18 protein-coding genes are annotated in these 19,731 nt (G+C 66.5%); 7 read left to right on the top strand and 11 right to left on the bottom strand.

Annotated elements, in window-relative coordinates:
- The first annotated feature begins 63 nt into the window (after positions 1-63).
- A complete protein-coding gene (locus PQB87_RS32815) occupies positions 64-966 on the top strand; it encodes a SphA family protein (RefSeq protein WP_111938564.1) in 903 nt (300 codons plus the stop codon).
- Between the two features lie 87 nt (positions 967-1,053).
- Here PQB87_RS32815 and hndA read toward each other — a convergent pair whose 3' ends face one another.
- Complete coding sequence (gene hndA / locus PQB87_RS32810) at positions 1,054-2,004, bottom strand: 2-hydroxy-1-naphthoic acid nonoxidative decarboxylase (protein WP_111938563.1); 951 nt, start codon at positions 2,002-2,004, stop codon at positions 1,054-1,056.
- Between the two features lie 122 nt (positions 2,005-2,126).
- Here hndA and PQB87_RS32805 point away from each other — a divergent pair, with 122 nt between their 5' ends.
- Entirely contained in the window at positions 2,127-3,017 is an 891-nt protein-coding gene (locus tag PQB87_RS32805) for a LysR substrate-binding domain-containing protein (protein ID WP_111938562.1), read from the top strand.
- A 15-nt stretch (positions 3,018-3,032) separates the two neighbouring features.
- Here PQB87_RS32805 and dbpA read toward each other — a convergent pair whose 3' ends face one another.
- From dbpA to PQB87_RS32780, 5 genes are all read right to left on the bottom strand, one after another.
- Positions 3,033-4,430: an ATP-dependent RNA helicase DbpA gene (gene dbpA / locus PQB87_RS32800; RefSeq protein WP_059620235.1), complete on the bottom strand. Its 1,398-nt coding sequence runs from the start codon at positions 4,428-4,430 to the stop codon at positions 3,033-3,035.
- Positions 4,427-4,624, bottom strand: coding sequence for a hypothetical protein (locus PQB87_RS32795; protein ID WP_021157994.1), 198 nt, complete (start codon positions 4,622-4,624; stop codon positions 4,427-4,429). Before PQB87_RS32795 ends, dbpA begins: the two co-directional genes overlap by 4 nt.
- Positions 4,625-5,055: 431 nt before the next feature.
- Entirely contained in the window at positions 5,056-6,717 is a 1,662-nt protein-coding gene (mqo, locus tag PQB87_RS32790; protein ID WP_175830962.1) for a malate dehydrogenase (quinone), read from the bottom strand.
- 522 nt (positions 6,718-7,239) lie between these two features.
- Positions 7,240-7,527: a hypothetical protein gene (locus PQB87_RS32785; protein ID WP_175830964.1), complete on the bottom strand. Its 288-nt coding sequence runs from the start codon at positions 7,525-7,527 to the stop codon at positions 7,240-7,242.
- Between the two features lie 65 nt (positions 7,528-7,592).
- Complete coding sequence (locus PQB87_RS32780; protein WP_489243337.1) at positions 7,593-8,081, bottom strand: Lrp/AsnC family transcriptional regulator; 489 nt, start codon at positions 8,079-8,081, stop codon at positions 7,593-7,595.
- Positions 8,082-8,196: 115 nt separating this feature from the next.
- Between PQB87_RS32780 and PQB87_RS32775 the strand changes: the two genes are divergently transcribed.
- A complete protein-coding gene (locus PQB87_RS32775) occupies positions 8,197-9,234 on the top strand; it encodes a histone deacetylase family protein (protein ID WP_489243336.1) in 1,038 nt (345 codons plus the stop codon).
- A gap of 69 nt (positions 9,235-9,303) precedes the next feature.
- Positions 9,304-10,446 carry a branched-chain amino acid ABC transporter substrate-binding protein gene (locus PQB87_RS32770; protein WP_489243335.1) on the top strand — a complete coding sequence of 381 codons (1,143 nt, stop codon included), beginning with the start codon at positions 9,304-9,306 and terminating at the stop codon, positions 10,444-10,446.
- 80 nt (positions 10,447-10,526) lie between these two features.
- Here the strand turns inward: PQB87_RS32770 and PQB87_RS32765 are convergent, their stop codons facing one another.
- Complete coding sequence (locus PQB87_RS32765) at positions 10,527-11,396, bottom strand: mechanosensitive ion channel family protein (protein ID WP_021160618.1); 870 nt, start codon at positions 11,394-11,396, stop codon at positions 10,527-10,529.
- A 340-nt stretch (positions 11,397-11,736) separates the two neighbouring features.
- Between PQB87_RS32765 and PQB87_RS32760 the strand changes: the two genes are divergently transcribed.
- Both PQB87_RS32760 and PQB87_RS32755 read left to right on the top strand, forming a co-directional pair.
- The gene (locus PQB87_RS32760) at positions 11,737-13,101 is read left to right on the top strand and encodes a M23 family metallopeptidase (protein ID WP_489243334.1); all 1,365 of its coding nucleotides are present in this window, start codon (positions 11,737-11,739) and stop codon (positions 13,099-13,101) included.
- 176 nt (positions 13,102-13,277) lie between these two features.
- Entirely contained in the window at positions 13,278-13,544 is a 267-nt protein-coding gene (locus tag PQB87_RS32755) for a type II toxin-antitoxin system RelE/ParE family toxin (protein ID WP_489243333.1), read from the top strand.
- 164 nt (positions 13,545-13,708) lie between these two features.
- On the opposite strand, the gene PQB87_RS32750 is transcribed toward PQB87_RS32755, so the two are convergent.
- The 3 genes from PQB87_RS32750 to PQB87_RS32740 all read right to left on the bottom strand — a co-directional run bounded on the left by PQB87_RS32750 (position 13,709) and on the right by PQB87_RS32740 (position 16,040).
- Complete coding sequence (locus PQB87_RS32750; protein ID WP_489243332.1) at positions 13,709-14,554, bottom strand: AraC family transcriptional regulator; 846 nt, start codon at positions 14,552-14,554, stop codon at positions 13,709-13,711.
- A 153-nt stretch (positions 14,555-14,707) separates the two neighbouring features.
- Positions 14,708-15,526, bottom strand: coding sequence for a fucose-binding lectin II (locus PQB87_RS32745; RefSeq protein WP_489243331.1), 819 nt, complete (start codon positions 15,524-15,526; stop codon positions 14,708-14,710).
- Between the two features lie 124 nt (positions 15,527-15,650).
- Positions 15,651-16,040, bottom strand: coding sequence for a fucose-binding lectin II (locus tag PQB87_RS32740; RefSeq protein WP_021160613.1), 390 nt, complete (start codon positions 16,038-16,040; stop codon positions 15,651-15,653).
- Between the two features lie 951 nt (positions 16,041-16,991).
- Here PQB87_RS32740 and leuA point away from each other — a divergent pair.
- Positions 16,992-18,701 (top strand): 2-isopropylmalate synthase, encoded by a 1,710-nt coding sequence (gene leuA / locus PQB87_RS32735; protein ID WP_489244324.1) that lies wholly within the window; start codon positions 16,992-16,994, stop codon positions 18,699-18,701.
- On the opposite strand, the gene PQB87_RS32730 is transcribed toward leuA, so the two are convergent.
- Positions 18,619-19,674, bottom strand: coding sequence for a LysR family transcriptional regulator (locus PQB87_RS32730; RefSeq protein ID WP_489243330.1), 1,056 nt, complete (start codon positions 19,672-19,674; stop codon positions 18,619-18,621). The two genes, leuA and PQB87_RS32730, sit on opposite strands and share 83 nt — an antisense overlap.
- Positions 19,675-19,731 lie beyond the last annotated feature (57 nt).

Below are 19,731 nucleotides of genomic sequence, written 5' to 3'. Positions count from 1 at the left end.
AGGGCAGGCAGCGCAGGACGATCACAATAAATCAAATCAGTAGAACGAAGATTGGAGACATCGATGAAACGAAAGGCTGCATTCGGACTGATCTCGCTCGCGGCTTGCGCGGGCATGGCACTGAGCACCGGCGCACGCGCGACGGAGGGCGGCGGCGACACGATCGGCGAGGGCGCGGAAGCGTTCTTCGCCGGCGCGTTGCCGCCGGTCGGGCTGTACGCGCTGCTGTACTACACGCACTACCATGCATCGCGCTTCAACGATTCGCATGGCAACGGCTCGGTGCCGGGCTTCAAGCTCGATGCGGACGTGCTGATTCCGCGCGTGGTCTGGATGTCGAACCTGTCGGTGCTCGGCGGGCGCTACGGCGCGTATGCGGTACTGCCGATGCAGCATCTTGCGCTCGACGCGGGCGGCGCGTCGTTCGACCGCACCAACCTCGGCGACCTGATCGTCAGCCCCGCGCTGATCGCATGGGGCTCGGGCGCGTTGCGCACCGTCGCGGCGGTCGAGTTCGTGTTCCCGACCGGGCAGTACGACGCGCAATCCGCGCTGAACACGGGCAAGAACTATTACACCGCGCGGCCGGTATTCGGCGTGTCGTGGCTGCCGAACGACAAGGTCGAGGTATCCGCGAAGATCACGTACAGCTTCAACTCGCCGAACAACGACACGCATTACCACTCGGGGAACCTGTTTCACGTCGACTATTCGGCGAGCTATGCAGTGACACCGAAGGTGCGGGTCGGGCTGTCGGGCTACTTCGTCAAGCAGACCACCGACGACATGCAGAACGGCCAGCCGGTCGCGGGCGACGGGTTTCGCGGGCAGGCGTTCGCGATCGGGCCGGGGGTTCGCTATCAGTTCAGCAAGATCAGCGTGGAAGCGCGCATCGTGAAGGAGTTTTTCGTCCGCAACCGGCCGGCCGGCGAGGCCGTGTGGGCGAAGGCCGTCATTCCGTTCTGACCTGACGGCGTGGGCCGGCCACCGGTTGCGCGCGTGACGCCGCCATCGCCGCGCGTCACGCGCCGCTTCATCGCGCGTTATTGCGCGTTATTGCGCGAGCGCGGCGAGACGCGGGAACAGCGGCAGCGCGTTCGCACGGTTGAGCGCGGCATGCCGGTCGGCGCTCAGCGCCGCATACGCATCCTGCGCATGGGTGAACGACGTGCTGACCGACGGCGGCGCGTACGGGAAGTCGCTGCCGTACAGCACGCGATCGGGTTGTGCGAACGCGGTGAGGCTCGGCAGCGCTGACGGCGACGACAGCGCGGTATCGAAGTAGAACGAGCGCAGCAGGTCGAGCAGCCCGTCGCGATCCGGCACGTCGTTGCGCACGCCCGGCGCGAGTTCGGCGAAGCGGTACGCGGTGTACGGCAGGAAGCCGCCGGCATGCGACAGGATGATGCGCACGTTCGGGTAGCGCGTGATCACGCCGTTGAGGACGAGCTGCAGCGCGATGCGCGTCGTGTCGAACGGGTAGTCGAGCAGCGGGCCGGGCATGCCGGGCAGCACGTCGATCGCGGGCTTGGCCGGGTGGATGAACACCACCGCGTGGCGACGGTCGAGCGCGGCCCACACGGGTTCGAATGCCGCATCGCCGAGATAGGTGCCGCCGTAGTTGCTGAGCAGCACGACGCCGTCGGCCTTCAGCGTGTCGAAAGCGTGGTCGATTTCGGCGAGCGTGCCGTCGACGTCGGGCAGCGGCAGCGTCGCGAAGTTTCCGAAGCGGGTCGGCCATTTCGCGACGAGGCCGGCGACGTACTCGTTCACCTGGCGTGCCATGTCGCACTTCGCCTGGCCGTTCCAGCCCTGTACGCCCGGCGCGGTCAACGACAGCACGCCGGTCCGGATCTCCAGCGAATCCATGAATGCGAGGGCGCTTTCCGGGCTCCACGTCGGGCTGCCCCAGCCGGACGGGTCGCCGCCATGGGCGGGCAGGGCGTCGGCCCAGAACGGCGGGACGACATGCTGGTGAACATCGATGCGGTTGCGGTCGGACATGATGCGGCTCCTGTGAAGGTGCGCTGCGGTGCAGCGCCTGACCGTCAGGATGCGCGCGCTTGATTTTTCAATCCAATAGATTAAATTTCGATATTGATCGTTTTGAGTGATTAATCGGCCCCATGGATCTTCGTCATTTGCGCTACTTTCTCGCGGTTGCCGAGGAAGGGCATTTCGGTCGCGCGGCGGAGCGGCTGCATATCGTGCAGCCCGCGTTGAGCCAGCAGATCCGCGCGCTCGAGGAGGAACTGGGCACGCCGCTGTTCGAGCGCAGCACGCGCAAGGTCGCGCTGACGGATGCCGGCCGGCTGCTGGTGATCGAGGCGCAGCGCACGCTCGAGCAGGCCGAGCGCGCGAAGACGCTGGTCCAGCGCGCGGCGCGCGGCGAGACGGGCATCGTGCGGATCGGTTTCGTCGGGAATGCGGTCGCGACGGGGCGGCTGTCCCACGATCTGACCGAGTTTCATGCGACCTGGCCGGGCGTGGTGCTCGACCTGCACGAAATGGCGCCGGCCGCGCAGCAGGATGCGATTCTCGCGGGCCGGCTCGACATCGGCTATTGCCCGGCGTTCGGCGTGGCCTTCGACGCGAAACTGGCCGTGCGGACGGTCGGCAGCTGGGCGTGGGAAGTCGTGATGAGCGATCGGCATCCGTTCGCGAAGCGGCGCTCGGTGAGCGTTGCCGCGCTCGCGGACGAACCGTTCATCCTGTATGCGGCCGACGGCGACGACGAATGGCAACTGGCGATCCTGCGCCAGGTGCTCGGGCGCGAGCCGCGCATCGCGCACCAGGTGAGCAGCACGCTGTCGGTGCTGGCGCTGACGGGGGCCGGCCTGGGCGTGTCGATCGTGCCGGCGCCGCTCAGCCGGATCGCGGCGCCGAACGTCGTGTACCGGAAGCTTGCCGGCGATACACCGCGGTCGGAGCTCGTCGCGCTCAGCCGGCTCGGCGCGGAATGGGGGGCGGTACAGCAGTACCTGACGATGCTGGGCGAGCGCGCCGCGCAGGGGTAGCGGCGCGCGCGGGGCTTACTCCTCGTCCATCAAGCGGACCTTGACCCGCTTGCCCTTGATCTTCCCCGCATTGAGCTTGCGCAGCGCGTCGTGTGCGACGCCGCGCTCGATCGCGACATAGGTCGAGAACTCGGTCACGTTGATCTTGCCGATCTGCTTGCCGTCGAACCCGGCGTCGCCCGTCAGCGCGCCGAGCACGTCGCCCGGGCGGATCTTGTCCTTGCGTCCGCCGAGGATCTGCAGCGTTTCCATCGGCGGCGTCAGCACGCCGTCGTCGGCCGGCTTCAGTTCCGCGAGCGGATGCCATTCGACGTCACGCTTCTGTGCCTGCTCGATCGCACCGACGCGGCCCATCTCGTCCATGCTCGCGAGGCTCAGCGCCCAACCGTCCTGATCCGCGCGGCCCGTCCGGCCGATGCGGTGCACGTGCACTTCGGGATCGGGCGTCACGTCGACGTTGATCACGGCTTCGAGCTGCGCGATGTCGAGCCCGCGCGCGGCGACGTCGGTTGCCACCAGCACCGAGCAGCTGCGGTTCGCGAACTGGATCAGCACCTGGTCGCGTTCGCGCTGGTCGAGCTCGCCGTGCAGCGCGAGCGCGTGGAAGCCCTGCGCGTGCAGCACGTCGAGCAGGTCGCGGCACTGCTGCTTCGTGTTGCAGAACGCGATCGTGCTCACCGGCCGGTAATGGTTCAGCAACTGGCCGACCGCATGCAGGCGCTCGTTCTCCGTCACTTCGTAGAAACGCTGGCGGATCTTGCTGTTGTCGTGACGCTCCTCGAGCTTCACTTCCTTCGGATTGCGCAGGAACTGCTGGCTCAGCTTGACGATGCCGTCCGGATAGGTCGCGGAGAACAGCAGCGTCTGGCGCGTGGTCGGGCACATCCGCGCGACCTTCGCGATGTCGTCGAAGAAGCCCATGTCGAGCATCCGGTCGGCTTCGTCGAGGACCAGCGTGTTCAGCGCGTCGAGCTTCAGGTTGCCGCGATCGAGGTGATCCATGATGCGGCCCGGCGTGCCGACGACGATGTGCGCACCGTGCTCGAGGCTCTGCGCCTGCGGGCGCATCGGCGTGCCGCCGCAGAGCGTCAGCACCTTCACGTTCTCCTCGGCGCGCGCGAGGCGGCGCACTTCCTGCGCGACCTGGTCGGCGAGTTCGCGCGTCGGGCACAGGATCATCGCCTGCACGTCGAAGCGGCGCGCGTCGAGGCGGGCCAGCAGCGCGAGCGAGAACGCGGCGGTCTTGCCGCTGCCCGTCTTCGCCTGCGCGATCAGGTCCTGGCCGGCCAGCGCGATCGGCAGGCTCGCGGCCTGGATCGGCGTCATGTCGACATAACCGAGCTGGGCGAGGTTGGCGAGCGTGGCCGGCGTCAGCGGCAGCGCGCTGAAGGGCGTGGCGGTCGGCTGGGTCATTCGAGGTCTCCGAGGTAAGGCTTGCCTTCCATCTGTTCGTAGGCGACGTTGCCTTCATCGTCCTCGAAGCGCTCGAGGTAGTTGCGGGCGCCGCACAGCGGGCAGCGGAACAGCAGCCCCTGGCCTTCGTCCTTGATGACGACGTCGGACTGTTCCCACTGCGTGCCGCAGCTCTGGTTTCGGCAGGTAAACACGGATTTTTCTCCAGCTGAATTCGGTTGATGGCGCGCCCGGCGGGCGCGGCAACGAGGTGCGGCGCTCGCGCGGCTCGGGCGCGGGCCGCACCGGCGGTCGCGTGGACCGCGTCGATGCGGATGGTGGATCGGTGGCGACGGCGTCGCGCGTGCCCGCATTCTAGCGGATGCGGACGGGCGGCTGGGGGCGGCCGCCCGCGCGCGGCCCGTAGCGGACGAGCGGCCGGGGCACCGGCTGCGGTTCGGCTGATAGCGGAAGGCCGGTAGCTGACGTCCGGCAGCGGACGATCGGCAGCGGCGCGGCGCGGCGGGCGGCATGGCAGCCGGCGGAGCCTCCGCAGGACGAAGCACGCCACGGCATCCGCATCCGCCATGCAAAACGGCCACCCCGGAGGGTGGCCGTGCGGTGCGGCGAATCGGGGCCGGACGCGTTACAGCGCCATGTCGGCCGACGCCTTCGCGGGGCGTGCCGGGGCCGTGCCCGTTGCCTGCGACGGCGTCGCCATGTCGATCTTCGGCGGCGGCGCCAGTTGCAGCACGTCGCTCGTGTAGGTCCATTCCTCGACGACCTTCGCCGGGCTGTCGTTCAGCTTCGTGCCGTAGCTCGGCACGATCTGGCGGAGCTTCTGCTGCCACTCGGGCGTCGCGACCTTGTCCTTGAACACCTTCTTCATCAGGTTCAGCATGATCGGCGCGGCCGTCGACGCGCCCGGCGACGCGCCGAGCAGGCCCGCGATGCTGCCGTCCTGCGAGCTGACGATCTCGGTGCCGAGCTTCAGCACGCCACCCTTCACCGGGTCGCGCTTGATGATCTGCACGCGCTGGCCGGCCTGCCACAGGCGCCAGTCTTCCTTCTTCGCGTTCGGGAAGTATTCCTTCAGCGCGTTGAAACGGTCGTCGTCGGACAGCATCAGCTGGCCGGCGAGGTACTGGACCAGCGGGAATTCGTCGACGCCCACGCGCATCATCGGCGCGACGTTGTGCGTGTTGGTGCTCTTGAGCAGGTCGAAGTACGAACCGTTTTTCAGGAACTTGGTCGAGAACGTCGCGAACGGCCCGAACAGGATGATCTTCTTGCCGTCGATGATCCGCGTGTCGAGGTGCGGCACCGACATCGGCGGCGAGCCGACCGACGCCTTGCCGTACGCCTTCGCGAGATGCTGCTTCACGACCTCGGGGTTGTCCGTCACGAGGAACGAGCCGCCGACCGGGAATGCGCCGTAGTCCTTCGCCTCGGGGATGCCCGACGCCTGCAGCAGGTGCAGCGCACCGCCGCCCGCGCCGATGAACACGAACTTCGCGTCGACCGACTGCGCCGGTTCATCCGAGTGCAGCTTGACCCACGTCACGTGCCACGTGCCGTCGGCATTGCGCGTGATCTCGCGCACTTCGCTCGACAGCGACAGCGTGAAGTTCGGCTGCGTCTTCAGGTAGCCGACGAACTGGCGCGTGATCTCGCCGAAGTTCACGTCGGTGCCGATCGGCGTCCACGTCGCCGCGACCTTCTGGTTGCGGTCGCGGCCTTCCATCATCAGCGGCACCCACTGCTTGATCTGGTCGTAGTCTTCCGAATACTGCATCCCGCGGAACAGCGGGCTGGCCTGCAGCGCCTCGTAGCGCTTCTTCAGGAAGCGGACGTTGTCGTCGCCCCACACGAAGCTCATGTGCGGCGTCGAGTTGATGAACGAGTGCGGGTTCTTCAGCACGCCCTGCTTGACCTGCCACGCCCAGAACTGGCGCGAGATCTGGAACGACTCGTTGATCTCGATGGCCTTCGAGATGTCGACCTTGCCGTCCGCCTTCTCCGGCGTGTAGTTGAGTTCGGCGAGCGCCGAGTGGCCGGTGCCGGCGTTGTTCCAGCCGTTCGAGCTTTCCAGTGCGACGCCGTCGAGGCGCTCGACCATCGTCATCGACCAGTCAGGTTGGAGCTCGTGCAGCCAGACGCCGAGCGTCGAGCTCATGATGCCGCCGCCCACCAGCAGGACGTCGACCTTCTTCGTATCGGCGGCGTGCGCGGACGACGCGGCGACGCACAGCGCGAGCGCCGACAGTATTACCCGTAACGTTTTGATCACAGCAGATCCCTTTTTCAACTTGGATGCATCGGTTTGCCAAGCCGCCCGGCGTGCGTGTCGACCGCGGTGAAACGCGGATCCGGAGATCCGGATCGCGAATCCGGAATTCCGGATTGACGCCGCACCGCGTTGCATTTGCGCACGCGAAACCGTCGGGAAGGACACCTTCGGATCGGCTTCCCGCGGGCAGGCAAGCGCCTGCGTCACAGTGGCGCACGACGCGCCCGGGCCCTTGCGGCAAGCCTAGGCGGAAGGCGCTTCGGGTTGCGTGGAAAGAGGCCGCGCGCGACGCGTTTTGCGGGGGGCGGGGTGGCAAGGGGCGCGTAATGTAACCGAACTCGTTTGCTGTGTCACAAACGAAAAATACCGTTGTTTTCGTGGGGTTTTTTGCGTGTCCGGGTTTCCGGAATGATGGTCGGCGGAACCGGGAAACGTGTGGATAACTGCGCGGGATCGCGAGGGGTTTTCGGGCGCGTCTTGCTTGTGTCTCGTCGTGTCGCGGCAGCGTGCCGCGACACGATCGCGCGACGTCACGTCACTTTACTTGGCAGCACCGTTCCGGCAGAACTGGTCGTACGCTTGCGCCGAATTCGCGAAGCCCTTCTGCTTCGCGAGTTCCCACGGGCGCTCGCATCGTTGGGTCGTTTCGCACCACGAATAGCCGGCCGAGCCGATGCAGCCGTGCGCGTCGCGATCGCTGCCGACCATCGGTGGTGCGGGCGGCGCCGACGATTGGGCCGGCGGCGTGGATGGTGCGGCACAGGCGCTCAGTGCGAACGCGCAGGCCAGCGTGGCGGCCAGCGACAGGGAAGGGACGAAACGCGTCATAGGTGGTGCTCCATGGGATGAGTATTCGGAGAATCGGCTGACGGCCCCTGCGTTCGCCGCGTCGTTCAGGCGCCCGGCACCGGCACGCGCGACGAAAACTTCACTTCGCGCAACGCGAGGCTCGACTGGATCGACGAAACCCCGGCCTGCTTGCGCAGCACGCGCTCGACGAATTCGGCGTACGCATCGAGATCGGCCGCGACGACCTGCAGGAGGTAGTCGGCCGCGCCGGTGATCTTGTGGCACGACGTCACTTCGTCGTGCCGTCGCATCACCTCCTCGAAGTGATCGGAATCCTCGTCGGAATGCATGTTGAACGTCACCTGCACGAACGCGAACACGTTCATGCCGAGCGCGCGCCGGTCGAGATTCGCCTGGTAGCCGGTGATGACGCCTTCGTCCTCGAGCCGCTTGCGGCGGCGCCAGCAGGGCGTGACGCTCAGCGACAGCTTCTCGCCGAGCGTCGCGTTCGACAGCGCGCCGTCGTCCTGCAGCAGGCGCAGCATGGCGCGGTCCACGCCATCCAGTTCGACCGAAGCGCGAATTTTGCTCATTTCCGGGATTCCGTAGGCGGTTTTCTCAAAATTGTACGAAAGGCGCGCGTCGAAAGCAAAGTTATTGCCGCCTGCGGTCAATAAACTGTTGCCACCCTTACCGCAACAGTCAACCATGCTCACGGTCTACAGCAGCGATCACCAATTGCATCGCGGCGTCGAACTGAAGGACGGCGCGATCACCGATTCGTTCGAAAACCCCCTTCGCGCCGAGACGGTGCTCGCGCAGGTGCGTGCCGCAGGACTTGGCGACGTCATCGCGCCGAAACCGTTCGACCGTGCGCACTACGCGGCCGCGCACAGCGCGCGCTACGTCGATTTCCTCGCCGGCGCGTGGGACGAGTGGACCGCGACGGGCCGCACCTGCCAGGCGCTGCCGCTCGTGTGGCCGGTGCGCGCGATGCCGGCCGCCGCGACGCCGCCCGCGTTCATCGACGGCAAGCTCGGCTTCTACGCGATGGACGCCGGCGCGCCGATCAACGCCGGCACGTGGGATGCCGTGAGCGCGAGCGCGAACTCGGCGCTCACCGGCGCCGACCTGCTGTCGAGCGGCGCGGCGCGCGCGGCGTTCGCGCTGTGCCGCCCGCCCGGCCATCACGCGGGCCGCGAGTACATGGGCGGTTATTGCTACCTGAACAACGCGGCGATCGCCGCGCAGCACTGCATCGCGCAGGGCGCCGCGCGCGTCGCGGTGCTCGACGTCGATTTCCACCACGGCAACGGCACGCAGGACATCTTCTACGACCGTGCGGACGTGCTGTTCGCATCGATCCACGGCGAGGCGCCGGTGTCGTACCCGTACTTCTCCGGCTACGCGGAGGAGCGCGGCATCGGCGCGGGCGAAGGCTTCAACCTGAACCTGCCGCTGCCGAAGGGCACGCTGTGGGATACCTATTCGGCGGCGCTCGACCAGGCGGCAACCGCGATCGCCGCGCATGCGCCCGACGCGCTCGTCGTCTCGCTCGGCGTCGATACCTTCGAGCACGACCCGATCAGCCATTTCCGGCTGCGCTCGCCCGACTACCTGCGCATCGGCGCGGCGCTCGCGCGCCTGAACCTGCCGACGCTGTTCGTGATGGAAGGCGGCTACATGGTCGACGAGATCGGCATCAATGCGGTGAACGTACTGCTGGGATTCGAAGGGCGCGTGTGAGCGTGCGGGATGACTTCGACGAACGACGGATCTGAACACGAACGAAGCGCGACAAGGACGGAGACAACCATGAATCGACATCACAAGACGGTACTCGCCAGCGCGGCCGCACTGACGTGCGCGCTGTCCGCAGGGGCCGCGCACGCGGACGAGATCGTACGCATCGGCCACGTCGCGCCGCTGACCGGCGCGATCGCGCATCTCGGCAAGGACAGCGAGAACGGCGCGCGCCTCGCGGTCGAGGAAATCAATGCGAAGGGGCTCGTGATCGGCGGCAAGAAGGTCACGCTGCAGCTCGACGCGCAGGACGACGCGGGCGATCCGCGCACCGCGACGCAGGTCGCGCAGCGGCTCGTCGACGACAAGGTGATCGGGGTCGTCGGCCATCACAACTCGGGCACGTCGATTCCGGCGTCGCGCGTCTATCGCGACGGCGGCGTCGTGCAGATCTCGCAGGCCGCGACCAATCCGATGTACACGCAGCAGGGCTTCAAGACGACCTATCGCGTCGTCGCGACCGACGCGCAGCAGGGGCCCGCGCTCGCGATGTATGCGGCGAAGAACATGGGCATCAGGACGGTGGCCGTGGTCGACGATTCGACCGCGTACGGGCAGGGTCTCGCGACCGAGTTCGAGAAGGCCGCGAAGGCGGCCGGCATGAAGGTCGTGTCGCGCGACGCGACCAACGACAAGGCGATCGACTTCCGCGCGATCCTCACGAAGATCAAGGGCGCGAACCCGGACGCGATCATGTACGGCGGAATGGATGCGACGGGCGGCCCGCTCGCGAAGCAGGCACGCCAGCTCGGCATGCGGGCGAAGATCCTCGCCGGCGACGGCGTGTGCTCGACCGACCTGCCGAAGCTCGCGGGCCCGGCCTCCGACAACGTCGTGTGCTCCGAAGCCGGCATCGCGCTCGAGAAGATGCCGGGCGGCGCGGCGTTCGCGAAACGCTACGAAGCGCGTTACCACCAGCCGATGCAGGTGTATGCGCCGTTCTCGTATGACGCCGTCCACATCATCGTCGACGCGATGAAACGCGCGAACTCCACCGATCCGGCGAAGGTGCTGGCCGCGATGCCGGCCACCGACTATCGCGGCGTGATCGGCGAAACGAGCTTCACGCCGCAGGGCGACCTGAAGCACGGCGCGATCTCGGTGTTCACGTACAAGAGCGGCAAGAAGGCGCTGCTCGATATCGTGAAGATGTGACGCGGCGGTGATGTTGCGTTGATGTCGCGCCTGATGTCGCGGGGGCCGCGAAGCGGGACAGGCTTCGCGGCCCCCGCCGCTTACAGCGCGCGCACTCGCGTGCTGTCGGCGCGGCGCTCCGCGTCGTGCACGATGTGCAGCTCGCGTGCGCGGATCGGCAGCACGCAATCCGCATCGGCAAGCGTCTTGCGCACCTGGCGCGCGAGGCGCCAGCGCATCGCCCAGAACTTGTCGGTGTGCGTCCACACGCGCATGTTCGCGACCGCCGTGCTGTCGTCGAAGCGCATCACCATCACGTCCGGTTCCGGCTCGCGGAGCACGTCGGGATCGGCGAGCGCCAGCTTGCGCAGCGCATCGAGCGCACGGTCGATGTCGTCGTGTACCGATACTTCCACTTCGAGATCGAGGCGGCGTGTCGGATTGCGCGTGTAGTTGCGAATCGAGCTGCCCCACAGCGCGCTGTTCGGCACGTATTCGCAGATGCCGTCCGGTTTCGTCAGCCGCGTCATGAAGAGCCCGACCTCGTCGACGGTGCCCGCGACACCCGTGCCGCCGTCGATATAGTCGCCGACCTTGAACGGCCGCAGCAGCAGGAGCATGATGCCGGCCGCGATGTTCTGCATCGTGCCCTGCAGCGCGAGCCCGATCGCGAGGCCTGCGGCGCCGAGCACCGCGACGATGCTCGCGGTTTCGATGCCGAGCTGCGACAGCGCGCCGACGATCGCGACGATGCGGATGCCCCACACGGCGACGTCGCAGAGGATCGGCCGCAGCGTGTCGTCGACGCGCTCCTTGTTCGAGAGCAGACGGTTCAGCCAGTTGCCGATGCGTTTCGACAGCCACCAGCCGACGACGAGCAACGCCAGGCCGGCGGACAGCTTGAGGGAGAGGGTGGACAACGCGTTCCACAGGAACGTCCAGCGTTCCGGATGTAGTTGGTCGAGAAACATGAGGGGATTCCGGGTTGGGGGAGCAGTGCGCGATGCGACGCGAGCGTGCCGTGGTCGGGCACGCTCGCATTCACGCGCCGGCAGCGTTCGACTGTCCCTGCGGCACGATGGTTCGCCCGCATGGGTGGGGTCGAATGCCGCACAGCCGTGCCGCCGGCGCGCGACATCGCGATTTCGATTTAGTACGAAACGGCTTTTCCTGTAAATAAGACTTGTCCTATTCAGCTGTTTCGATCGCGCCGATACACTCGTCTTCACGTCGCCGGGTCGCGACGATCGTTCCTCCGCGATACCCGGTTCTTTCCCGATTTTTCATTGACAGACAGCGAGTGACGACGTCATGCGGTTAGACCTGCGTTTCCGTCTCGCACGCGAACAAGGTCTACCCGCGCTCCGCGGCGCTTGCGGTTTCCCGATGCGCCGCGCGCTGCTGCGCGGTGTCGTCGCGGCCGCCTGTGTGGCGGGTGCACCGGGCGCGCCGGCGCATGTGTCCAACGACACCGCGCCGTTCCCGTCCGTGACGGCCGACCTTGTCGACGTGCCCTTTTTCAATGCCGCTCGAACGACGTGGGGCGGCTTGCACGCATCGTCGGCAGCGCCGCTCGACGTGGCCTATGCGGCGCCTGCGTTGACCGTGCCGAGCGCGCATGAACGCGATGGCGCCGTTGCGCGCTTCGGTGCATGTGTGGCCTACCGCGTGCTGTGCGATGCGGCGCGCGGTGCGGTCGAGCGCGCGTACGCGTCGAGGTTCGATTACGGTCTTGCATCGGCGTTGCCCGCGATGGGTGAACGGGCCGCGCACGAACGGCGTCCCGTCGATCTCGCTGCTGCCGAACCGTTCGTGTTCGAAGAGGCCGAGCGCGGCGCGCGTAGCGGCGCGATCGTCGGCAACCTGCGGGCGTCGCTGGCGCGCGCCGATCTGCCGGCCGGCGTTGCCGCGCAGGTCATCCGCATGCTCGCCGGGCGCGTCGACCTGAAACAGCGCGGCGCACTCGGCGACACCTTCCGCGTCGCATACGAACCCGACGACAGCGCGATGCAGCCGGGCGGCACGCGCGTGACGGCACTCGAGCTCCGCTTCCGCGGCCAGTACGTCGCGGGCGTGTGGTTTGCGCCCGCGGACGGCGCGTCGGGTGGCTATTACGACTTCGACGGCGTGCCGCTCGCCGGTTCGCGGTTTGCGATGCCGGTCAACGCAACGCGGATCAGCTCGCATTTCGGGGCGCGCGTGCATCCGGTGACCGGCGTGCGTCATGTGCATTCCGGCGTCGATCTCGCGGCACCGGCCGGGCGCGCGGTTCATGCGTCGGAACGTGGGGTCGTGACGTTCATCGGCACCGAGCCGCGCGGCTATGGCAAGTACGTGGTGATTCGCCATGACGGCGGCTATGCGTCGTACTACGCGCACCTGTCGGCGTTCGAGCCGACGCTGCGAACCGGCATGCGGGTCGCGCGCGGCGAGCGTGTCGGCGCGGTCGGCAGCACCGGGACGGCCACGGGGCCGCATCTGCATTTCGAGGTGCGCAGGCATGACCGTCTCGTCGACCCGGTCGCGCTCGTACAGGCAGGCGACGCGGCGAAGCTGACGGGCGAGCGGCGCGTGGCGTTCAACCAGGTGGCGCTCGATGCGCGCACGCAGCTCGCGTCTGCCGCCTGGCTGCAGCCAGTTGCGATGACGACGCTTTCCCCGTCGCGCGATGGCTGACCCCGCGGACTTGCAATGTGGGAATTAGATCGTTTGGTTAACTGACGAATCGCAAAGACGTCGCCTTGGAGTCTGAAGGAAGCGTGTAGAAGACGAATTGACAAACGGAAGCCGGATACCCGGTTCACCTGGCCTGACGAGAGGTACCTGATCGGGGCGCGTGGCCGGCAGCGGGCATGTCGCTTTGTCGCAGGAGTCGCAATACATGCGGAGGGTCACGTGCACGTAGCGCGTCGAGACGATGGAAGAACACGGTGCGAATCTGCGGATGCCGTATTCGCGCGATGGGGGAAGGATTGCTTGAATTGCGCCCGCGAGGCCGTGAAGGCATCGGGCGTGTGTTCCATTGCATCCGGGTGGGGGATGAACTCGTCGTCCTGCATTCCTTCGTCAGGAAAGCGCCAGGAAACACCCAACGACGAGTTGCACATGTCAGGCGCTGATTTCGAAAATAAACTTCGTCGGGAGACCGCATACGCGGCCACGATCCTGGCTGTGAATCGCGCACCTCGAGAAACGGCAACCCGTCCGGTTCATCGTGTGGGCACATCTTGGTCGAACACGTTGGCCGCAGAATCAGCGAGGTCCGATTGGCTGTCACGTTCGTTCACGTTGACGCCACAGGTTCGACCGGCAACCAGATCTCCAGCACGCCGGCGCCCGTCACCGGATCGTAGTCGCCGCTGTAGCGCTCGAACTCGGGTGCGTCCACCGCCTTGAATCCCGACGTCGGCAGCCAGCCGTTCCAGATGCTGTAGAAGGTCTGGTGCAACGTCGAGATATGCCCGGCGTGTTCGAACACCGCGTACCGCTGTGGCGCCAGTTCGACCCAGCGAAACGGTGCGGGCAGCCGGTCGCGGCTCGTGACTTCCACGCCCGCGATGTATTCGAAGCTGCCGTCCGCATCGGGGTTGCAGCACACGCCGTACGTCACGTCGCCGACCTGGCCGGGAAGGGTACCGATGTATGGGATGAACGCTTGCCAGAGCGCCGGAATCCCTTCATTGGTGTCAAACGTATAGCGGTCGCTCATGCCCGCGATCAACTGCTTGCCTGCGGTTTCGAAGCGCGACGGCCTCACGTCGATGATCTTCAGTTCTTTCATGCGCAGCGGCTCCACAAGAGACAATCCGTCGAGAGTGCGCCGTGCCCGCACGTCCTCGGGCGTGACGCCGAAGAGATCGCGGAAGGCGCGCGTGAACGCCTCATGGGAGCCATAGCCGGCATCGAGCGCCACGTGCAGGATGTCCGGCGCGCCTTGCGCGAGTGCACGTGCCGCGCGCGTGAGCCGCCGCGACCGCACGTAGCGCATCACCGGCCAGCCGGTATTCATCGAGAACAGGCGCGAGAAGCCGAAGCGCGACATGTCGCAACCGGCGGAGATCCTGTCGAGCGTCAGTTCCGTGTCGAGTTTGGTTTCGATCAACCAGAGTGCTTTTCCTACCGGGTTCATGGCGTGCCAATGAGGGTGTCGGTCGGACTATATGGTATCGGCGCCGGGGGCATTTGATCGTTCTTGCGGCGCGGGCGGGGAGTGCGCCGGCTGACGCACTGGAACGGATCGCCACGCCGGGCGGCGTGGCGACGGCAGGCAGGGCGGTGCTACTCAGCCCAGCGGCCAGTTCAGGAACACGATGCCGTCGTTGTAGTCGTCGTCGGCGCCGTCTTCCGAGCCGACGATCCCGAAATACGACTTCCTGAAGATATCGACCTGCCGCGAGCCCAGCCGCGACGGCTTGCCGTTCGCCATCACGATCACGCGCACGCGTCCCTTGCCGGAATCGAGCACCTTGGTGCCGAGATTCTGGTCCTGCGCGCCGGCACCCTTGAACGTGGCGGCCGGTTTCGGGTTGTCGTCGACGTAGATGTCGATCGTCTGGTCGTTCGCCGCGTTGGTGAGCGCGGTGACGCCGAACTTGATGTTCGGCGGCAGGTTGAACGTGCCGTCGCGCTCGCCGCCGCCGATGCTGCCGGCACCGCTGCCGCCCTCCGCACCGGTTTCGTTGCCGCCGCCGGCGGACGACGACGATGCAGCCGTTTCCCCGATCGCGGACAGGCTCGCGTACGAGTCGATATGCATTGCGCTGCCGCGCACGCTTTTCCACTGGCCCTTCACGAACGTGACGCCGGTGCCGACGTCGATCGTCGCGACGAGCGTGAACGGCATGCGCCCGGTGCTTTCGGGCACCTTCGACGAATAGGTGAAGCAGCCGTCCGCGACGACACCCTTGTCGGTCGCGATCGCGAAATAGATGCCGGGGAAGTTGTTGCCGGTCGCGTACGGCGTCGGCACGTTGAGGATGACCTGCAGTTTCCCGTTTCGAATCTCAGCCTTGGCGATGTCGATGTACAGGCCCGGGATGTCGACGTAGGTCTCCGAGGTCGCCACGGGTGCACTGATGATCGAAGCCGAAAGGAGGGGCATGGATGTCTCCGTTGGTTGGGCGGGTTTTCGTGGAGTGCGGCGCGAGGCGCCGCTGAATGCGGTGCCCGACCGCCGGCCGGCCCGGAGGCGGCCGGCGGTGGTCGGTCGTCGGCCGTGCGTCAGGTCAGCCGATCGGCCACTGGAGCACGACGATGCCGTCGTTGTAGTCGCTGTCGTGGCCGTCTTCCGACACGACGATCCCGAAGTTGACCGTGTACGGCGAGCCGTCCGATTTCTTGCCGTTGATCGGCGCGAGGCGCGCGTCGGTGGCTGACGGCTTGCCGTTCACCGACACTTCGAAGCGGATCTTGCCGTTGCCGGAATTCAGCGTCGCTTCACGCGGGCCGTCGCGCGTCGTCAGCTTGTGATACGCGGCGGGTTCCTGGCTGTCGCCGATGAACAGCTTGATGTGCTGTTGCTCGGCGGCATTCGCGAAGAAAATCGCGCGGAAATCGGTATTCGGCGGAATCGAAAACTCGCCGGCGCGATTGGAAGACGTTTGAGAATCGGCCATGCTTTCCTCCTGAGGAATGATGGGTAAGGCTTGAAGCCGTGTCGCACAAACGTTTGCCGTTTGAAATGCGACGCATCGAGCATGCCGAAAAATAAATCAGAAAATATTCGCCGAGGAATGGCTATTGTTCAGTAAATCGAAAACCAGGGTTAATCGATTTAATGAAGCGTGTTTAATTGGCGTTATTTTGAAATATTCGGGAAACTATATCGGCGCGCATATCGCTTTTCTGAACGATGCGTGATTGCGCGGGCGGAGCAGGGGAGGCAGGGGAGGCGACAGCAAGCGGGCTTGGGCGCGGACGTTCGGCGTTCGCATATGGCAGCGTTCGTTTCAACATCAGCATCTCGGTCATGGCCGCGCCCACCGGCCACCACCGAACGCCCGCGCCGAAACCCGATCGCAACGGAAATGGGGTGCGGCAACCGGCGAAGTGGATTGACCCACTCACTCCGAACGCGAACAGGGCTCCACCGGCGCCGCACCCATGAAGCATATCGACGGGGCTGCGCGATGCCTATCGGACAGGACTGATTCTGAGCGATCAAATTCGGCGCCATTTGCGCCCGGCCCGTTGACAGCCCCCGTCACCTTGTGATTTGATTCCGGCCATGCAAGCCGCCCAGCCCCTCTTCTCGCTACGACTACTAGCCCGTTTCTCCGGGCTGGGTCTGCGGCTGCGCGCTTTCCATCTGCTTCTTTCCTGAAGCGCCAGATTTCCCCCGCATCACCGACCTGGCCCCGGTTGTCGACCGGCGCCTGAGTTCGTCTTTCTTCCGAATCGTTCCGCTCCGTCCCGGTCGCTCAACCGCCAAGGCCGTCGTTCGCCGTACCGCTTTGCCGTTGTGCCGCTTTCCACCGTTTTCACCGCTGTGCGCGCAGCCTGCCACCACGACTGATGGCCATCGCGCCGCGGTTTCCCGACCAACCGACCGAGGACCGAACATCATGATGCTGAAGAACCCCGCGACGAAGTACCGACCGTTCACGCCCGTCAACTTGCCGAACCGCATGTGGCCGACGCGCACGATCACGCAAGCGCCGATCTGGATGAGCACCGACCTGCGCGACGGCAACCAGTCGCTGTTCGAGCCGATGGACGCGGCGCGCAAGATGCGGATGTTCAAGATGCTGGTCGCGATCGGCTTCAAGGAGATCGAGGTCGCGTTTCCGTCGGCGTCGGAGACCGACTTCAACTTCGTGCGCGAACTGATCGAAGGCGGCCACATTCCCGACGACGTGACGATCGAGGTGCTCACGCAGGCCCGCGACGACCTGATCGAGCGTACCTTCGACTCGCTGCGCGGCGCGAAGCGCGCGATCGTTCACCTGTATAACGCGACCGCGCCGGAATTCCGCAAGATCGTGTTCGGCCTCGACCGCGACGGCGCGAAGGCACTCGCGGTGAACGCGGCGCGCACGATCAAGCGCTTCGCCGACGCCGCGACCGACACGCATTTCACGCTGCAATACAGCCCGGAAACCTTCACGGCGACCGAGCTGGATTTCGCGAAGGAAGTCTGCGACGCCGTGTTCGACGTCTGGCAGCCGACGCCGGAGCACAAGGCGATCGTGAACTTGCCCGCCACGGTCGAAGTCGGCACGCCGAACTTCTACGCGGACCAGATCGAATGGATGCACCGCAACCTCGCGCGCCGCGATGCGCTGATCGTGTCCGTGCATCCGCACAACGACCGCGGCACCGCGGTCGCGGCGGCCGAGCTCGCGGTGATGGCCGGCGCGGACCGGATCGAGGGCTGCCTGTTCGGCAACGGCGAGCGCACCGGTAACGTCGATCTCGTCACGCTCGCGCTGAACCTCTACTCGCAGGGCGTCGATCCGGGCCTCGATTTCTCGCAGATCAACGAAGTCGCGCGCACGTCCGAGGAATGCACGCAGTTGCCGATCCACCCGCGCCATCCGTATGTCGGCGACCTCGTGTTCACCGCGTTCTCCGGCTCGCATCAGGACGCGATCAAGAAGGGCTTCGCGGTACAGAAACCCGACGCCGTATGGGAAATGCCGTACCTGCCGATCGATCCGAGCGATGTCGGCCGCACGTACGACTCGATCATTCGCGTGAACAGCCAGTCGGGCAAGGGCGGTATCGCGTACCTGCTCGAGCAGAGCTATGGCGTCGCGCTGCCGCGCCGCCTGCAGGTCGACTTCAGCGCGGCCGTGCAGCGCCTGACCGACGACAGCGGGCTCGAGGTGACGAGCGCGCAGATCTGGTCGCTGTTCCAGCAGGAATATGTGGAGGGCGATGCGCCGCTGCGTTATGTCGGTCATGAACTGAGCGAGCGCGACGGCCGTGAGACGATCGTGCTGACCGCGGACGTGCACGGCGAGCGCCGCGTGCTGCGCGGTGAAGGCAACGGCCCGCTCGACGCGCTGATGCACGCGCTGCGTACGCCGCTGCGCATCCAGCACTACGAGGAACGCGCGCTGTCGCAAGGTGCCGATGCGAAGGCGATCGCGATCGCGGAACTGGCCGGGTCGGGCGTGCGCGGCAGCGCGTTCGGTGTCGGCATCGACGCGAACCTGACGACCGCGTCGATCCGCGCGGTGATCAGCGGTGTCAACCGCGCGTATGCGCGCGCGGACGAAGCGGCGCAGGCGACGTTTTTTGGCGCGCAGCAGGCGGTGAAGGCTGTCGCGTAAGCGGCGTCGTGGCGGCTGCGCCGGCGGTGCCCGGCGCGGTCGCGTCGCCGCCGCCGCGGTGGCCGCCGCGTGGCCCGGCAAGCGCATCGCGCAGTTCCACCTTCATGAAATCCACCCACGCGCGCGTCTTCGCGTCGATGTGCCGGCGTGACGGGTACACCAGAAACACGCGCACGTCCTCCGCCCGGTAATCGGGCAGCACGCGCACCAGCGCGCCTGAACGCAGATCGTCCGCCGCGACGAATTCCGGCAGCAGGCCGATTCCCGCCCCTTCCCGCACCGCGATCGCGAGCGATGCCGCGACGTCGGCCGTCATCGCCGGCTCGAATGCGACCGTTTCCGCATCCGCACCGCGCGTCAGTGTCCATTCGCCCGCCGGGTAGGCGGGCGCGACCAGCTGCAGGCAGCGATGCCGCACGAGCGCGCGCGGCGTATCCGGCGTTCCGTGATGCGCGACATACGCGGGCGCGGCGCACAGCACGCTGCCGATTCGCCCGACATCGATCGCGACCTGATCGGAGCTCGGCAGGTTCGGCATCGCGACGATTGCAACGTCGTAGCTGTCGCGGATCAGGTCGGGCACGTGCGGCGCAAGCGTCAGGTCGACGCTGACTTCCGGATAACGCGCCTGGAAGCGCGCGACCAGCGGAATCACGAAACGGTTCGCGATGCTGGCGCTGCAGTGCGCGCGCAGTCGTCCGTATGGATGCAGCCGCGCGCCGCGCGCTTCGCGTTCGCTCGCGTCCACTGCGAGCGTGATGTCGCGTGCGCGGGCCAGATAGCGTTCACCGGCTTCGGTCAGGCACATCGAGCGCGTCGTGCGGTTCAGCAGCCGGATGCCGAGATGCGTTTCGAGCGACGCGATCGCGCGGCTGACATACGCGGTCGTGAGGTTGAGCCGCTTGCCGGTTTCGGTGAAGGTTCCCGCGTCGGCGAGCGTGACGAAAACCTGCATGCGTTGAATCAGATCCATCGGCGGAGCGCGAGTGTCGTGCGATGCCGCCACTGTAGCGGGCCACACGTTGCGCCG

The sequence above is a fragment of the Burkholderia sp. KL41 genome (assembly GCF_057005415.2).
This window is presented reverse-complemented; position numbering and strand designations above follow the sequence as displayed.

Excerpts from the sequence above, each read along its gene's own strand:
- hndA (WP_111938563.1), bottom strand. The coding sequence starts at position 2,004 with ATGTCCGACCGCAACCGCATCGATGTTCACCAGCATGTCGTCCCGCCG.
- PQB87_RS32805 (WP_111938562.1), top strand. The coding sequence starts at position 2,127 with ATGGATCTTCGTCATTTGCGCTACTTTCTCGCGGTTGCCGAGGAAGGG.
- PQB87_RS32765 (WP_021160618.1), bottom strand. The coding sequence starts at position 11,396 with ATGTTTCTCGACCAACTACATCCGGAACGCTGGACGTTCCTGTGGAAC.
- PQB87_RS32815 (WP_111938564.1), top strand. The coding sequence starts at position 64 with ATGAAACGAAAGGCTGCATTCGGACTGATCTCGCTCGCGGCTTGCGCG.
- PQB87_RS32730 (WP_489243330.1), bottom strand. The coding sequence starts at position 19,674 with ATGGATCTGATTCAACGCATGCAGGTTTTCGTCACGCTCGCCGACGCG.
- PQB87_RS32755 (WP_489243333.1), top strand. The coding sequence starts at position 13,278 with ATGTCGCTTTGTCGCAGGAGTCGCAATACATGCGGAGGGTCACGTGCA.
- PQB87_RS32775 (WP_489243336.1), top strand. The coding sequence starts at position 8,197 with ATGCTCACGGTCTACAGCAGCGATCACCAATTGCATCGCGGCGTCGAA.
- PQB87_RS32750 (WP_489243332.1), bottom strand. The coding sequence starts at position 14,554 with ATGAACCCGGTAGGAAAAGCACTCTGGTTGATCGAAACCAAACTCGAC.
- PQB87_RS32745 (WP_489243331.1), bottom strand. The coding sequence starts at position 15,526 with ATGCCCCTCCTTTCGGCTTCGATCATCAGTGCACCCGTGGCGACCTCG.
- PQB87_RS32770 (WP_489243335.1), top strand. The coding sequence starts at position 9,304 with ATGAATCGACATCACAAGACGGTACTCGCCAGCGCGGCCGCACTGACG.
- PQB87_RS32785 (WP_175830964.1), bottom strand. The coding sequence starts at position 7,527 with ATGACGCGTTTCGTCCCTTCCCTGTCGCTGGCCGCCACGCTGGCCTGC.
- PQB87_RS32780 (WP_489243337.1), bottom strand. The coding sequence starts at position 8,081 with ATGAGCAAAATTCGCGCTTCGGTCGAACTGGATGGCGTGGACCGCGCC.
- PQB87_RS32760 (WP_489243334.1), top strand. The coding sequence starts at position 11,737 with ATGCGGTTAGACCTGCGTTTCCGTCTCGCACGCGAACAAGGTCTACCC.
- PQB87_RS32740 (WP_021160613.1), bottom strand. The coding sequence starts at position 16,040 with ATGGCCGATTCTCAAACGTCTTCCAATCGCGCCGGCGAGTTTTCGATT.
- dbpA (WP_059620235.1), bottom strand. The coding sequence starts at position 4,430 with ATGACCCAGCCGACCGCCACGCCCTTCAGCGCGCTGCCGCTGACGCCG.
- leuA (WP_489244324.1), top strand. The coding sequence starts at position 16,992 with ATGCTGAAGAACCCCGCGACGAAGTACCGACCGTTCACGCCCGTCAAC.